We start from the raw sequence: 12,492 nt of genomic DNA on the forward strand, positions 1-12,492 counted from the left end.
CACCAGTTTCACCGGAATGCCCGCCAGATCCCCCAGCTCCTCTTTTTTGGTATAGAGGCGCTCGCGGATCTCCTCGCTCGTGAGCTCGATAAGCGGGGTGGGGTCACGGGTCAGATCCACCATGATCACCGCGTTCTGGTTGGTGGGGTGCCAGGCAAGTGGCGAGACCCAGCTTGCACAACCCTGCCAAGGGGAGAACATGCCGGAGACGTGCACCAGCGGCTTCATGGTCACCACGTCAATCAGCGCCTTCACCTTGTTTTTGTTACGCAGATCAAAGAGATAACCAAACAGCTTGGGTTGGGCTTTTTTCACCAGCTTGGCCATCTCGATGGTGGCCAGCACGTCCGAGAGTGCATCGTGAGCATTGGCGTGGGCGACGCCGTTGGCGACCGTCAGCTTCTCCAGCCGGAAACTCGGCTTGCCCTCATCGTCAAAGGCCCACTCGATCCCCTCCGGGCGCAGGGCATAGCAGGCTCGCAGCATGTCGAGAATATCCCAGCGGGAGTTGCCGTTCTGCCAGCTGTAGGCATAGGGGTCATAGAAGTTGCGATAGAGGGTATAACGAGTCACTTCATCATCGAAGCGGATGCTGTTGTAGCCAAGCACACAGGTATTCGGCGTGGCGAACTGCTCGTGGATCTGGCGAATGAAATCCGCCTCGCACAGCCCATCCTTCATCGCCTTTTGCGGCGTGATACCGGTAATCAGGCACGCCTCCGGATCCGGCAGATAGTCCGCCGGCGGCTTGCAGTAGATGACCAGCGGCTCGCCAATGAGGTTGAAATCCGCATCGGTACGAATACCGGCAAACTGCGACGGCCTGTCCTTGGCGGGGCTGATGCCGAAGGTCTCGTAGTCGTGAAAATAGAAGGTAGGATTTGTCTGCTGGTTCATTACGTGGTTCTGAATTGTGTCTATATGTTTGAAAAACAAGTCGTTATACGAGGTGTTATCTCAGATTGTCTCACTTTGTCCGATCTTGATTCAGTCCGTTCCAGACCAGTTTGGTACATATCTGTGTACACGTTAGGACGCGTTAATGTGTCAGTGAAAAATCAGATAACCAGTCACATGAGAGTCATATGCCACTTACTGATACGAAGCTACGGGCCCTCTATGGTCAGCCCTACTTTGGCAAGACGGAATTGTCAGACCGTGATGGATTGTCAGCTCGGATCACCGAGCGAGGCACCATCTCGTGGCAATATCGCTATCGCTGGCAAGGAAAAGCGGCGAGACTCAAAATTGGACGCTATCCCGACCTTAAACTCGCTGATGCCAGGGCGTTGATCCCTGCTATCCGTGGCGCTCTTGAACGTAATGAACATCCCAGAGTTTTTTGGGATAAACTCCACCAGAAGCATGATGTCACCCTGAAACAGTGCTGCGAGCATTTTCGTGAGCACCATTTGCCCAAGCTGCGGCCTCATACGGTCATGCTCTATGAGCATACCATGCAGCGCTATTTCGAACCTCTGTTTATTGGTATTCCGGTGGAACAGATCCCGTTTTCGAGCTGGCTGGAGTGGTTTGATAAGATTGGCAAGAAAAAGCCGAAAAACGCAGGGCATTTATTGCGCAGGTTAAAGTCCATTCTGAGTTTTTGTATGCGACGTAATCTCATGGGTGGCTCTCCGAAGTCGAAATTACGTATCGAACATGTTGGCTTTCAACCCGAGAGAGAGCCTCGCGTGCCGACCAAGCGAGAACTGGCTCACCTGCTGGGTTGATAACGAGGTCATGAACAACTGGTTTCACCACGACCATCATGGGCATCAGTCTCTATTCCTCCTCGTTAAAATACGGGGGTATAGGTAAAGGAGCATACGAGGAATGAGGCGGTGCAAACGGAGAGAGTGGTGCACCGAAAGAAGATATTAGGGAGGGGAAGCACCATCGCCCGTTGGCAGTGACGGTAATTTACCGGTTCAAGCAGTTGCTGGCAGGAAATAGCATTCTCAGGAAATGCAACGGTCAGGTAGGAGAAGTGGTGGCGCATATGAGTGCGATAAACAAACGGAACTCCTTGCTCTGCCTGTAAAGAAGCCCCAAGTGTTGTAGCAGCACATGGGGCTTCGGAAGTCATGACTTGCTGGCTGAGTTAGGCAACAATGCCCTGCTCGACATTTTGTGACTCGCAATCAAAACAGTTGCTCGTCGTCGGCATCCACAAAGAGCTGCAGACGGTCGCGTTCCTCATCCCGATGCAGCCGCAGGTGGATTGGATTGCAACAGGCCATGCAATCTTCGTAAAACTCCTGATCACCCTGACTGGCATCCAGCTCGACCCGGGTATGGTGGCCACAGTGAGGGCAGACGATGCGCTTGCTGGTGTACTCGATCATGATAACCTCCTCGGGCCCTAGGGCCGCCTATCTACCCTGATTCTAGTCGGGCTGCAGGGGGTTAACCGCGAGCAAACGCACGTTTATGACAGAGATCAAGCCTTAGAAATGGCAAGGCCCAACTGGTTGCGTGGGCCGTTCAGGATAAGAGCCGTCTGGTTGCTGATCGCGGGTGACAAGAGGGGGATTGCCAACGGTTGTTTGGCAATAACAGGGGGCCAGCTGCCCCCTGCGAGTAGGAGACGGGGGGCGTAACGAGGCGTTACGCGACCCAGCTGGCCAACATGTCGGCATTCAGCTCGGCTAGCGAGCCGAGCTGGTAGTTGGCGATGGCCAAGCGTGGGTCGCCCACTAAAGCGGGATCCGGCACGATCAGCGCTGTCATGGAGGCCGCCTTGGCCGCCAGCAAACCGGTAAAGCTGTCTTCGATGGCCAAGCAGTGCACCGGTTCCACCCCCAGTTTCTCGGCGGCGTGGATATAGACATCCGGGTGCGGTTTGCCGAAACGCTCGATTTCCGCAGAGTGAACCGCCATAAAGCGATCGCGAATGCCGAGTTTGCCGAGTACAGCTTCTACCATGGCAAAGGGTGAGGAGGTCGCCAGACCCACTTTCAGGCCGCGGGCCTCGATAAGGTCGAGCGCCTCCTGCACACCGGCTTTGGCCTGACCTTCGGAGAGGATCAGGGCGTTGACCCGATCCAGAATGCGCTGTACCACCTCTTCCTGAGTCGGGCCGCTCCACGGGCGCAGGCGATACCAGTGGGCAACCAGCTGATCTATGCGCACGCCGATGGTCGACTCACAATCCTCGACGGTGTGGGGGTGGCCCAGATCGGAGAAAACGGCGATTTGGGCCCGTTGCCAAAAGGGTTCCGAGTCGATCAGAACACCATCCATATCGAAGATCACGGCAGCTAACATCTTGTACTCCTGACAAATTTGAAGAGGGGATTATAAGCCTGACGGGGAAATGCAAAAGGGGCATTGCCATGCCCCTTGCGCTCGATCACATCGGCAAACGTTTGTTTTGCTGTGGCAAAAAAGCCCTTAGAACAGTACTTCGACCTTGGCGGCCACAGCTTTGGCTTTTTCCACCGCATCCTGGCAATCCGCTGCGCGGGTCAGCGCCACGCCAAGACGGCGGCGACCGGCGATCTCCGGCTTGCCAAACAGCCGCAGCTGGGCGCCCGGCACCAGCGCCAATGCCTCACCAATTCCCTGATAGCGGATGTCCTGGCTGTGCCCTTCGCGCAACACCACGGCGGAGGCACTCGGCCCGTACTGGGTGATGGTGCCGACCGGCAGCCCCAGAATGGCGCGCACGTGCAGGGCGAACTCGGAGAGATCCTGCGAGATCAGGGTCACCATGCCGGTATCGTGGGGGCGGGGGGAGACTTCGCTGAACCACACCTCATCCCCCTTGATGAAGAGTTCGACCCCGAACAGGCCGTAACCGCCGAGGGCCTCGACCACCTTGGCCGCTACCTCTTTGGATCGGACCAGCGCCAGCTCGCTCATCACCTGTGGCTGCCAGGATTCGCGGTAGTCGCCATCTTCCTGCCGGTGGCCGATAGGGTCGCAGAAGTGAATGCCATCGACGGCGCGTACCGTGAGCAGGGTGATCTCGTACTCAAAGGGAACGAAGCCCTCGACGATCACCTTGCCACGACCGGCGCGGCCACCTTCCTGGGCGTAGGTCCAGCTCTCATCGATCTTGGCGAGATCGCGCAAGACGCTTTGCCCCTTGCCGGACGAGCTCATCACAGGTTTCACCACGCAGGGCAGGCCGATGGTCTCGACGGCGGCGACAAACTCCTCCTTGCTCTGGGCAAAGCGGTAAGGGGAGGTGGGCAGGCCCAGGGTCTCGGCGGCGAGACGGCGGATCCCTTCCCGATTCATGGTGAGTTGAGTGGCGCGGGCGTTGGGCACTACCTTGACTCCCTCTTGCTCAAGGGCTGCCAGGGTATCGGTGGCAATCGCTTCAATCTCGGGGATGATGAGGTCGGGTTTAACCTCGGCAACCAGGGCACGCAGGGCGTTGCCATCGAGCATGTCCAGCACGTGGGCTGCGTGGGCCACCTGCATGGCGGGGGCATTGGGGTAGCGGTCGGCGGCGATCACTTCGATCCCGAAGCGTTGCAACTCGATGGCGACCTCCTTGCCAAGTTCGCCGGAGCCCAGCAGCAGGGCACGGGTGGCGCCGGGGCGGGTTGCGGTTCCAAACATACGATCTCTCCTGATGTCGATGGTCATTGTTGATGATCGCTATCGCACGAATAGCGAACAAAAAAAGAGGCACGCATGGCGTACCTCAGGAAACGGGTTTGTGAGCGCGCTGCTCCAGATGGGTCAGCAAGGTAATGGCGCCAATGATGATGGCGGCGCCAAGCCACAGACGGCCGGGGGGCGCCCAGCCAAATACCAGCCAGCCCGCCAGCACGTTCATCGGCAGCTTGGCAAAATCGAAAGGCTGTACGAAGGAGGCCTCCGCCACGCTGTAGGCGCGAGCGATGGACATCTGGGCCAGCGCCGTCAGCACGCCGGAAGCGGCTACCAGCAGCCACTGGCTCTCGCTTGGCCACTGCCACTCCGGCAGGGCCAGCATGACGTTGAACGGGGTACTGAAAATAAGCAGGTAGACCACTATGGTGTGGGATGATTCGTTGGCTGCCTGATAGCGCACCATCAGGGAGTAACCTGCCCAGAACAGCGCTGCAGCCACCGGCAGCAGGGAGGCCCAGTTGAACTCGTCAGTCCAGGGGGCGAGGATCAGCATGGCGCCGGCAAAGCCCGCCAGGGTGGCCAGAATGCGGGTGCGGCTCACCTGCTCCTTGAGCAGCAGCGCGGAGCCCAGGGTGGCAAACAGCGGTGAGGTCATCAGCAGAGCGATCCCCTGCCAGATGGGGACGGGGTACGCCAGTGCCCAGAGCCAGAGCTGGATGCCGATCACTGCCAACAATACCCGCAACAGGTGCAACCGGAACTGATTGGTCATCAGGGATTGGCGCAGGCCATGGCGAACCAGCCAGGGCAGCAGGCAGATCAGGGCGATCAGGTATTGATGGAAAGCGACCTGGGTCGATGGGAGGCCGAGTTTGAAGCTGACATACTGGCTTAGGCTGTTGACGGCGGCGAAGCAGAGTCCTGCCACCATCATCCAGACTGCACCGGCCAAAGGAGAGTGCCTGCGCGAGGGTATCATGGGATCCTGGTCGCTGGAAAAAGTGCGGCGGATCATAACGGCAATCGTTTGTTCTGCCAAGGGTTGAAGCACGGCCGCAGGGCTGGCTGGCGAGGAAGTGGCCTTGCATCAAAAAATTTGAACAAGTTGAGCATCTATTTTCGCTATCAGCAAATAAGCACAATGTTTAGAGTGACCTCCATCGACAGCAACGCTGTTCAACCGACAACCAAATGGAGTTTCACCATGGCCAATATCCTCGTACTCAAATCCAGCATCCTGGGTCAATATTCCCAATCCAACGCCCTGATCGACGGCTTCCTGGCTGACCATCAGGATGATGTCGTCACCGTGCGTGATCTGGCAGCACTCAACCTGCCGGTGCTGGATGGCGAGCTGGCTTCCGGCCTGCGCGGTGGTGACAACCTCAATGAACGTCAACTGGCGGTGATCGCCCAGTCTGACGAGCTGATCGCCGAACTCAAAGCGAGCGACTTGGTGGTAATTGCCGCCCCCATGTACAACTTCAACATCCCGACCCAGCTGAAAAACTGGATCGATCTGGTGGCTCGCGCTGGCGTCACCTTCCGCTACACCGAGACCGGTCCGGTCGGTATGGTTGAAAATACCCGTGCGCTGGTGATCAGCCCCCGTGGCGGCATGCACGTTGGCAGTGCCACCGATCTGGTCACTCCCTACATGCGTACCGTGCTCGGTTTCATCGGTATCAAAGAGGTGGATTTTATCTACGCCGAAGGGATGGGGATGGGCCCGGATGCCCAGAGCAAGGGGATGGAAGCGGCCAAAGCGCAGCTTGAGGCTCTGGCTATCTAAGGGCTCTCTATCCCGTCTGGGGTTATCTCTTCAATGGGTTGCCCGCCAGATACCACAACGCAGCCATCAGGCTGCGTTTGTTTTTTGGCTTGGTGTGATTGCGACAGACGTTATTGCGACAAGACCGTAATGCTACAGTGAGTATCGCGGCAAGCGGTCGGTATAGACGCTCTGGCGGAGTCACTACTCCATCATAAAGCGGCGACAACCGCGCACCAGCTGCAGCGCCACCGTGACCAGCAGGCCAAGCAAGAGGGTGGTTAGCCACTGTTCGGTACTTTGCGGCAAGTGGGGTGTGAAGAGGCTGATCATCAACAGGGTACAGAGCGTGATCAACAGGCTCTGTCGGGTCATCAATATCATGGGGTCATCCTTGGTTTGCTCACCTGAAACGATTTTAATGCCCTCTTGTGACAGGGTGATGTATCCATGCATCACCCTGTTGGGGCTCTTCAGACCATATCAGGTTTTTACCGCAGAGCCAGCGCCATCACTGGCGCTGTGATCCCGATCCCGCTAGCTCTCTTTATCTGAACTGTTTCTGCGCTGGCTGGTAGTGAAAATCGCCGCTGGCGAGCCGCGCTTCCAGTGCAGCCTGATCGATCTCCTGCGCTTTGCAGAGATCATCCAGATCGTCATAGCGATCTCGCAGCTGCATATTGACGACGCTCAGCAGCATGTTGATGTCCATGGTGGCGAACTTTTTCAAATCCATGATTATTTCTCCCGATCCAGTGATTGCAACTGCTCGATGGCGGCGCTGACGCTGTGCAGATGCTGGCGGATCGCCTCGCGGGATTCGCTAGGCAAATAGTCGGTCAGGGTGTGTTGCCAGCTGCCCGCTTCACTCTTGAGCTGCAGGAACAGGGCGAGCCCGGCATTGGTGAGGGAGACCAGGCTGATGCGTTTGTCCTGCTCGCTGCTCTCGGTGAAGATGATCCCTTTTTCAACCAGACGGCGGATCTCGCGGGAGATGCGCACCTTGTCCATGCCGCTCGCCTCGACCAGCTCTTTCTGGCTGATGGGGTAGTTGGGGCCGAGCACCATCATCAGGCGCCATTGCGGCACGGTCAGCTGGTAACGCTGCTCATAAAACTGTTCGAAGGTATCCCGTAGCATCTCGGCGGCATGTACCAACTGATAGGGCGGGTAGTGAGCGAGTAACGCTATGATTTTTGACATATTACACCCTGCTGTGACGGCTGCATCAGATGCAGTTTCTTTTGATACTTTGACATTGATGATACGAAACTCAAGCTGATTTGTCTGACCCGGTTGCGATGAAATGTGCGGTGGCGCACGCCCTCAAGGAAAAACCGGGTCTGACCGACGGGATTTTAAGCCAACGCTGTTCAGCCTTTACGTAACCAGATGAGGGCGTTCTGCTTGAGCCAGGCCTCGCGAGTGTGGATAGCGTAGAGCGCGGCCTCGTCGCGGCTGCCCGCTTGCCAGCTTTGTGGCTCCTGTTTAGGCAGCTTGCGCTGACCCAGCAGGCAGGCAGGAATGTGCGGGTTGGCCTCGATGGCGACCAGCAGATGGGGCTTGGCTGCCTCGGCACCCTCGGTAGCAAAGACCATCAGCGCCTTGTTATAGAGCAACCAGCTGGAAGCTTCATCGAAGCGCACCAGCAGGGCGGCCAACGCTTGCCAATCCCCTTGCAGTGCATAGAGGGTGGAGAGGTTGTAGCGGCAACCCAGCTCATCGGCCATGCAGATTGTCAGCAGCGCCAGATACTCCGCTTTGGCCTCGCCCAGCTTGCCAAGCCGCAGCAGGCAGTCGGCGCGGCCGGCTCTGGCGGCAAGCAGGGGGCGCAGTTCGGGAGCACTCCAGCCGTGGCCAGCGATTTGCTGCCAGAAGGCTTCATCAAAGAGCGGAGTGGCATCGGCGATGATCTTCTCGAACCAGCCGAGGCGGGCCTGATGATCGCGGCAGCTGTCGGCCAGCTCGAACCAGGTCTGCCACTGTTGGGCCTGCTCGCCATTGAGGGCGACATCAGCGCTGGGGGCGGCCTGATACTGGTCGAGGTTGAGCAACTGGTTGAGGGCGGTTTTCATATTCTGGCGCTGTCGTTTGCAGAACTCGACAAAGGGGAGTTCGCTGGCGGCGGCGCTATAGAGCATCTGGGCCATCTGCTTGTCGCGAAACAGGCTCAGCTCGGCGGCCAGACTGAAGCGGTACTGGGTGGTCGGGTCGTTCAAATCCTTCGGCTTGGGCCAGGTGGCAAAGCCCTGGCTGAAACCGTAGCACCACTGACCGAGGGGATGGCTCTGCTCGAACACCTGCTCCGGGTTATCGCTGGGCAGGCGGCATTGGCTCGGCAGGGCTAGCTGGGCGTCGTCGGCCTGGGCTTCCAGCTCGGCGATCAGATGGTTGAGGGCTTCTGCGCTTTTTTCATCCAACTCGGCATCCTGTTCCAGCAATCCAGCCAGCGGGCGTTGCCAGTCAGGGGTCTCTGGCCCTACCAGACGGGCACAGAGAAAACCGTGCAGGGCCGGGTAGGTCATGTCCTGATCGCTGTGGCTCTGGATCCATTGATTAAGATGGCGGGTACGAGTGGATGGGTTCATCGACAGTTCCTCTGGATTTGAACAGCCGCGAAGTCTACCTAAAAGTGGGGTTATTTACAGCAAATGGCCGCCTGTTTGGCGATTTAATCACCATTGGCGGATAAGATAAGGGCGAAAGGGCGGCCAGTGGTGGCTTGGGGACTAGGCCGGATCACCGCTCTTGAGGTAACATGCGCGCCCATAGGGGCCATAATCAATTGGCCCATCCGGGTAATGAGAAAAGAGAGCACCATGATACAGATTGGCAAGATGAACACCCTCACCGTTGTTGAACTCGAAGATCGCGGCGCCTGGCTTGCGGCCGATGAGTACGGTGAACTGCTGCTGCCCAAGCGTCAACTGCCGGAAGGGGTGAAAGAGGGGGATAGCGTGCAGGTCTTCCTCTATCTGGATGCCGATTGCGAGCCGGTGATCACCACCGACAAGCCGTTTGCCATGGTGGACGAATTTGCCGGTCTGAAGGTGGTCAATGCCAACAAGATTGGTGCCTTCCTCGACTGGGGCATGAAAAAAGACTTGTTCGTGCCCAGCCGCGAGCAGAACAAGCCGATGCAGGTGGGCCACGTCTATCTGGTGCGTCTGCAACTGGATAACGAAGGGCGCATGGTCGGCACCAGCCGCATCGAGCGTTTCCTGACCCCGGCCGGCAGCAACTTCAAGGTTGGTGACGAAGTGACCGCGCTGCCGGGCGAACATTCACCCCTTGGCATCAAGGTGATCGTCAACGGTCAGTATCCCGGCATGCTGTTCAAGAACGAGGTGTTTGGCCGAGTGATGACCGGTCGGCCGCAAACCGCCTGGGTCAAGCAGGTGCGCGAGGATGGCAAGCTGGATCTGACCCTGCAAAAGCCGGGTCTGGCGCGGGTTGATGACGCTGGTGAACGCATTCTGAGCCGGATGAAAAAGCAGGGCGGTAGTCTGGCGGTGGGTGACAAGAGCGAACCCGAGCTCATCTACAAGCTGTTCAGCATGAGCAAGGGTACCTTCAAGAAGGCGATCGGCGGCCTCTACAAGCAGGGCAAGATCGTCATCGAAGATAACGCCATCACTCTGGTGGCCACAGAGACCGACTCGGCAGTGGATAGCGAATAAGATGCCGAGTCCCTGTGTTGGCCTCTGCAAGGCGAAAAATGGGCTTTGCCTTGGTTGTGGCCGCACCCTGACCGAGATCGGCCACTGGTCGGCGATGGATAGCAAGGCCCAGCTGGCGGTGATGGCCGAGCTGAATGGTTCGAAAAGCACCCACCGCTGTCCGGGTTGTGGCGAAGCGGCCTATTGCGCCGTCTCTGCCGGTCAGACCATCGCCCAGTGCTGGTGCAGCCAGTTGCCGGTACTGCCAATGCAGGAGGCTAGCGCCTGCTGGTGCCGCCGCTGTCTGGCCAAGGCTATCGCGGCGCAGTATTAGCAGAGAACAGAAATAAAAGGGCATAGAAACAAGAAAGGCGCCGATGGCGCCTTTCTTATGCCTGCTGCTGGCGATGCCAGCGCACATGCATTTGATCTTCGGTCAGCAGACGGGGCAGCAGGAAGGTGGCGAAGATCACCTCAAACTCATCCTGATGATCCAGCAAACCGACCCACACTTCGACCCAGCGCTCCATATCGACCGGCTCACCCAGCTCGGTCGACCAATCGGCACTGGGCAGGGTCGCCTCCACGGCGCCACGCTGCTCAAACTCCAGGGTGATGTCGACAATTTGTTCGGGGGCCAGCATATCGGCGGCCTGCTCAAGAAACTGATCATAGGCCCATTCGACCAGCTGATCCGGGGTACGCTGTTCCATGAAATCACTCCAGATACATCGAGGTTCGCTACTGTAACAATTATTGGCTGTGGCGGCCAGACCAGTGCGCCGGGCGTGGCTGGCCTGTCCAAGTTGCCGCTGGGGGAGTATGGTTAAGGCGCGGATCAGCTGGTAGGGAGTGAGTGGATGAAACAGCGGGGACGGCGGCAACAGATCAAGCGACGGCGCGAGGCCTGGTGGTGGCACTATCTGCCGCTTCACCGCGAAACGGTGGGCGGTCATCTGGGCCCACCGGAGAAACCCGATGAGCCCTGAGGATCAGTCGGCCTGATGCACCCGATTGAGGGTGATCTGGCCCAGTTGCCCCATCTGGCGGCGGATCCAGACCGAGCGCTTCTGCACATAGGGTGACGGCGGCTTGACCCGATAGCGCCACGGATTGGGCAGGGCAGCGGCCAGCAGGGATGACTCGTAGCGGGTCAAGCGGCTGGCCGGTTTGCCAAAGTAGGTACGGGCCGCGGCTTCGGCGCCATAGATGCCGGGGCCGAACTCCACGATATTGAGATAGACCTCGAGAATGCGGGCCTTGTCCCAACCCAGCTCCATCAGCAGGGTAAACCAGGCCTCCAGCCCCTTGCGCAGGAAGCTGCGATCACTCCACATAAAGAGGTTCTTGGCGGTCTGCTGGCTGAGGGTGCTGGCACCGCGCACCCGTTCGCTGTGCTGGTTGTGCTTGAGTGCCGCGTTGATGGCATCCATGTCAAAGCCGTTGTGATCGGCAAAGCGCTGATCCTCGGCGGCGATCACCGCCAGTTGCAGCTCTTTGGAGATGGACTCCAGATCTACCCATTGATGGCGCACCTGGGTGATCTTGGCGGGCGGAAAGAGGGCCCGCTCGATACGCCAGCTCCACATCGGCGGATCGATAAAACGCAGCAAGGCGACCGAGCCGACCGAGCAGAGCAGCCCGGCCAGCGCGATCTTGCCTGCCCACCTCAACACCCGGCGCCCAAACGATGCAGATGCACGCACGGGGGCCACGGCGTCAGGGCCAGACTCCCACTGATAGTGGCTGGGATCATCGGGATCCGGAATTATTGGGGCAGCCATTCGATGTGGCAGAACTTCTCGTCAACACGGCGGGAGAGCAGCATGCGGGCAAACAAGTGCTCATACTCTTGTTCTTCATTGCCAAGGCCAACCCAGATCTCGGCATAGTCGGTGTCGCTCACGGCAAAACCCACGTCCGCTTCCCAGTCATCGGCCGGGTCGGTTTCGGCCAGCAGGCCGCGGTCGTTGAACTCCTGATTGAAGCGGGCGATCTCCTGCTCCGGCAGGTTGTCAGAGGCCAGCTCCATAAAGAGTTCAAGGGCGGTATCGAGCAGTTCCTCGACGCTGTGCATTTCGTCATTCATAGACATAAGCGGTCTGTTCCAGAAAAGAGAAAAAGGTGCCATCGCAGATCACAGCCTGCGGGGCGGCGCTATTCTAGCGGTCGGCAGACCCCTTGGCGAGATGAGGCGAGCCGCTGTGGCCTGTTTTTGTGCCAATAAAAAACCGGATCCAGTGACAGGATCCGGTCTTCATTGGGGGAAGGGGTCACGCATAGGGCGTCAGCTCATCCCTTCTTGTCATCGGCGAAGGTGATGTTGAGCTCCAGTACCGACAGCTCATCACTCTTCTGATCCAGTTGGACGGTTATCTTCTCCGGATCAATGTTGACGTATTTGCGGATCACATCGAGGATGTCCTGCTTGAGCTGGGGCAGGTAATCCGGCCCCCCTCTGGATGAACGCTCGTGAGCAACAATGATCTG

Annotated in this window: 18 protein-coding genes and 1 pseudogene; 6 read left to right on the forward strand and 13 right to left on the reverse strand. The window is 58.3% G+C overall.

What is annotated here, in order from left to right; all coding sequences use genetic code 11:
* Nucleotides 1-897 (reverse strand): exodeoxyribonuclease I (gene sbcB / locus G5358_RS17945; RefSeq protein WP_421324628.1); only part of this gene is annotated, 897 nt, incomplete at its 3' end.
* 188 nt (nucleotides 898-1,085) lie between these two features.
* Between sbcB and G5358_RS17950 the strand changes: the two genes are divergently transcribed.
* Together G5358_RS17950 and G5358_RS17955 are read left to right on the forward strand one after the other, a co-directional pair.
* Nucleotides 1,086-1,733 carry an Arm DNA-binding domain-containing protein gene (locus G5358_RS17950; protein ID WP_254204268.1) on the forward strand — a complete coding sequence of 216 codons (648 nt, stop codon included), beginning with the start codon at nucleotides 1,086-1,088 and terminating at the stop codon, nucleotides 1,731-1,733.
* Between the two features lie 87 nt (nucleotides 1,734-1,820).
* Nucleotides 1,821-2,064, forward strand: a pseudogene (locus G5358_RS17955) (IS5/IS1182 family transposase); the annotation flags it as partial.
* Nucleotides 2,065-2,144: 80 nt separating this feature from the next.
* On the opposite strand, the gene G5358_RS17960 reads toward G5358_RS17955, so the two are convergent.
* From G5358_RS17960 to G5358_RS17975, 4 genes are all read right to left on the reverse strand, one after another.
* Nucleotides 2,145-2,348 (reverse strand): CPXCG motif-containing cysteine-rich protein, encoded by a 204-nt coding sequence (locus G5358_RS17960; RefSeq protein WP_042012540.1) that lies wholly within the window; start codon nucleotides 2,346-2,348, stop codon nucleotides 2,145-2,147.
* A 262-nt stretch (nucleotides 2,349-2,610) separates the two neighbouring features.
* Nucleotides 2,611-3,270 (reverse strand): hexitol phosphatase HxpB, encoded by a 660-nt coding sequence (gene hxpB, locus G5358_RS17965; RefSeq protein WP_421324629.1) that lies wholly within the window; start codon nucleotides 3,268-3,270, stop codon nucleotides 2,611-2,613.
* A gap of 126 nt (nucleotides 3,271-3,396) precedes the next feature.
* Nucleotides 3,397-4,575: a formate-dependent phosphoribosylglycinamide formyltransferase gene (purT, locus tag G5358_RS17970; RefSeq protein WP_421324630.1), complete on the reverse strand. Its 1,179-nt coding sequence runs from the start codon at nucleotides 4,573-4,575 to the stop codon at nucleotides 3,397-3,399.
* 85 nt (nucleotides 4,576-4,660) lie between these two features.
* Complete coding sequence (locus tag G5358_RS17975) at nucleotides 4,661-5,551, reverse strand: DMT family transporter (RefSeq protein WP_069528158.1); 891 nt, start codon at nucleotides 5,549-5,551, stop codon at nucleotides 4,661-4,663.
* 225 nt (nucleotides 5,552-5,776) lie between these two features.
* On the opposite strand from G5358_RS17975, the gene G5358_RS17980 reads away from it, so the two are divergent.
* A complete protein-coding gene (locus G5358_RS17980; RefSeq protein ID WP_005336864.1) occupies nucleotides 5,777-6,364 on the forward strand; it encodes an FMN-dependent NADH-azoreductase in 588 nt (195 codons plus the stop codon).
* A gap of 183 nt (nucleotides 6,365-6,547) precedes the next feature.
* Here G5358_RS17980 and G5358_RS17985 read toward each other — a convergent pair whose 3' ends face one another.
* The 4 genes from G5358_RS17985 to G5358_RS18000 all read right to left on the reverse strand — a co-directional run bounded on the left by G5358_RS17985 (nucleotide 6,548) and on the right by G5358_RS18000 (nucleotide 8,931).
* Nucleotides 6,548-6,727 (reverse strand): hypothetical protein, encoded by a 180-nt coding sequence (locus G5358_RS17985; RefSeq protein WP_421289249.1) that lies wholly within the window; start codon nucleotides 6,725-6,727, stop codon nucleotides 6,548-6,550.
* A gap of 163 nt (nucleotides 6,728-6,890) precedes the next feature.
* A complete protein-coding gene (locus G5358_RS17990) occupies nucleotides 6,891-7,079 on the reverse strand; it encodes a DUF4250 domain-containing protein (RefSeq protein ID WP_019445848.1) in 189 nt (62 codons plus the stop codon).
* Nucleotides 7,080-7,081: 2 nt separating this feature from the next.
* Nucleotides 7,082-7,546, reverse strand: a complete 465-nt coding sequence (locus tag G5358_RS17995) for a MarR family winged helix-turn-helix transcriptional regulator (RefSeq protein ID WP_005336856.1) — start codon at nucleotides 7,544-7,546, stop codon at nucleotides 7,082-7,084.
* A gap of 170 nt (nucleotides 7,547-7,716) precedes the next feature.
* Nucleotides 7,717-8,931 carry a UPF0149 family protein gene (locus G5358_RS18000; RefSeq protein ID WP_421324631.1) on the reverse strand — a complete coding sequence of 405 codons (1,215 nt, stop codon included), beginning with the start codon at nucleotides 8,929-8,931 and terminating at the stop codon, nucleotides 7,717-7,719.
* 231 nt (nucleotides 8,932-9,162) lie between these two features.
* Here G5358_RS18000 and G5358_RS18005 point away from each other — a divergent pair, with 231 nt between their 5' ends.
* Together G5358_RS18005 and G5358_RS18010 are read left to right on the forward strand one after the other, a co-directional pair.
* On the forward strand, nucleotides 9,163-10,023 hold the full coding sequence (locus tag G5358_RS18005) for a CvfB family protein (protein WP_005336853.1): 861 nt from the start codon (nucleotides 9,163-9,165) through the stop codon (nucleotides 10,021-10,023).
* 1 nt (nucleotide 10,024) lies between these two features.
* Nucleotides 10,025-10,336, forward strand: coding sequence for a DUF1289 domain-containing protein (locus tag G5358_RS18010; protein WP_421324632.1), 312 nt, complete (start codon nucleotides 10,025-10,027; stop codon nucleotides 10,334-10,336).
* A 55-nt stretch (nucleotides 10,337-10,391) separates the two neighbouring features.
* On the opposite strand, the gene G5358_RS18015 is transcribed toward G5358_RS18010, so the two are convergent.
* On the reverse strand, nucleotides 10,392-10,715 hold the full coding sequence (locus tag G5358_RS18015; RefSeq protein WP_421324633.1) for an HI1450 family dsDNA-mimic protein: 324 nt from the start codon (nucleotides 10,713-10,715) through the stop codon (nucleotides 10,392-10,394).
* 147 nt (nucleotides 10,716-10,862) lie between these two features.
* On the opposite strand from G5358_RS18015, the gene G5358_RS18020 reads away from it, so the two are divergent.
* Nucleotides 10,863-10,991: a hypothetical protein gene (locus G5358_RS18020; protein WP_019445852.1), complete on the forward strand. Its 129-nt coding sequence runs from the start codon at nucleotides 10,863-10,865 to the stop codon at nucleotides 10,989-10,991.
* 3 nt (nucleotides 10,992-10,994) lie between these two features.
* Here the strand turns inward: G5358_RS18020 and mtgA are convergent, their stop codons facing one another.
* The 3 genes from mtgA to minE all read right to left on the reverse strand — a co-directional run.
* The gene (gene mtgA / locus G5358_RS18025; protein ID WP_162517549.1) at nucleotides 10,995-11,786 is read right to left on the reverse strand and encodes a monofunctional biosynthetic peptidoglycan transglycosylase; all 792 of its coding nucleotides are present in this window, start codon (nucleotides 11,784-11,786) and stop codon (nucleotides 10,995-10,997) included.
* Entirely contained in the window at nucleotides 11,771-12,097 is a 327-nt protein-coding gene (locus G5358_RS18030) for an HI1450 family dsDNA-mimic protein (RefSeq protein WP_005352317.1), read from the reverse strand. Before G5358_RS18030 ends, mtgA begins: the two co-directional genes overlap by 16 nt.
* A 197-nt stretch (nucleotides 12,098-12,294) precedes the next feature.
* Nucleotides 12,295-12,492 (reverse strand): cell division topological specificity factor MinE (minE, locus tag G5358_RS18035; RefSeq protein ID WP_421324634.1); only part of this gene is annotated, 198 nt, incomplete at its 5' end.

It is taken from the genome of Aeromonas sp. 604176, from assembly GCF_049170755.1.
GTDB lineage: Bacteria > Pseudomonadota > Gammaproteobacteria > Enterobacterales > Aeromonadaceae > Aeromonas > Aeromonas veronii_A.

Coding starts and splice junctions, on each gene's coding strand:
- G5358_RS17950 (WP_254204268.1), top strand. CDS start 1,086: ATGCCACTTACTGATACGAAGCTACGGGCCCTCTATGGTCAGCCCTAC.
- G5358_RS17960 (WP_042012540.1), bottom strand. CDS start 2,348: ATGATCGAGTACACCAGCAAGCGCATCGTCTGCCCTCACTGTGGCCAC.
- hxpB (WP_421324629.1), bottom strand. CDS start 3,270: ATGTTAGCTGCCGTGATCTTCGATATGGATGGTGTTCTGATCGACTCG.
- purT (WP_421324630.1), bottom strand. CDS start 4,575: ATGTTTGGAACCGCAACCCGCCCCGGCGCCACCCGTGCCCTGCTGCTG.
- G5358_RS17975 (WP_069528158.1), bottom strand. CDS start 5,551: ATGATACCCTCGCGCAGGCACTCTCCTTTGGCCGGTGCAGTCTGGATG.
- G5358_RS17980 (WP_005336864.1), top strand. CDS start 5,777: ATGGCCAATATCCTCGTACTCAAATCCAGCATCCTGGGTCAATATTCC.
- G5358_RS17985 (WP_421289249.1), bottom strand. CDS start 6,727: ATGATATTGATGACCCGACAGAGCCTGTTGATCACGCTCTGTACCCTG.
- G5358_RS17990 (WP_019445848.1), bottom strand. CDS start 7,079: ATGGATTTGAAAAAGTTCGCCACCATGGACATCAACATGCTGCTGAGC.
- G5358_RS17995 (WP_005336856.1), bottom strand. CDS start 7,546: ATGTCAAAAATCATAGCGTTACTCGCTCACTACCCGCCCTATCAGTTG.
- G5358_RS18000 (WP_421324631.1), bottom strand. CDS start 8,931: ATGAACCCATCCACTCGTACCCGCCATCTTAATCAATGGATCCAGAGC.
- G5358_RS18005 (WP_005336853.1), top strand. CDS start 9,163: ATGATACAGATTGGCAAGATGAACACCCTCACCGTTGTTGAACTCGAA.
- G5358_RS18010 (WP_421324632.1), top strand. CDS start 10,025: ATGCCGAGTCCCTGTGTTGGCCTCTGCAAGGCGAAAAATGGGCTTTGC.
- G5358_RS18015 (WP_421324633.1), bottom strand. CDS start 10,715: ATGGAACAGCGTACCCCGGATCAGCTGGTCGAATGGGCCTATGATCAG.
- G5358_RS18020 (WP_019445852.1), top strand. CDS start 10,863: ATGAAACAGCGGGGACGGCGGCAACAGATCAAGCGACGGCGCGAGGCC.
- mtgA (WP_162517549.1), bottom strand. CDS start 11,786: ATGGCTGCCCCAATAATTCCGGATCCCGATGATCCCAGCCACTATCAG.
- G5358_RS18030 (WP_005352317.1), bottom strand. CDS start 12,097: ATGTCTATGAATGACGAAATGCACAGCGTCGAGGAACTGCTCGATACC.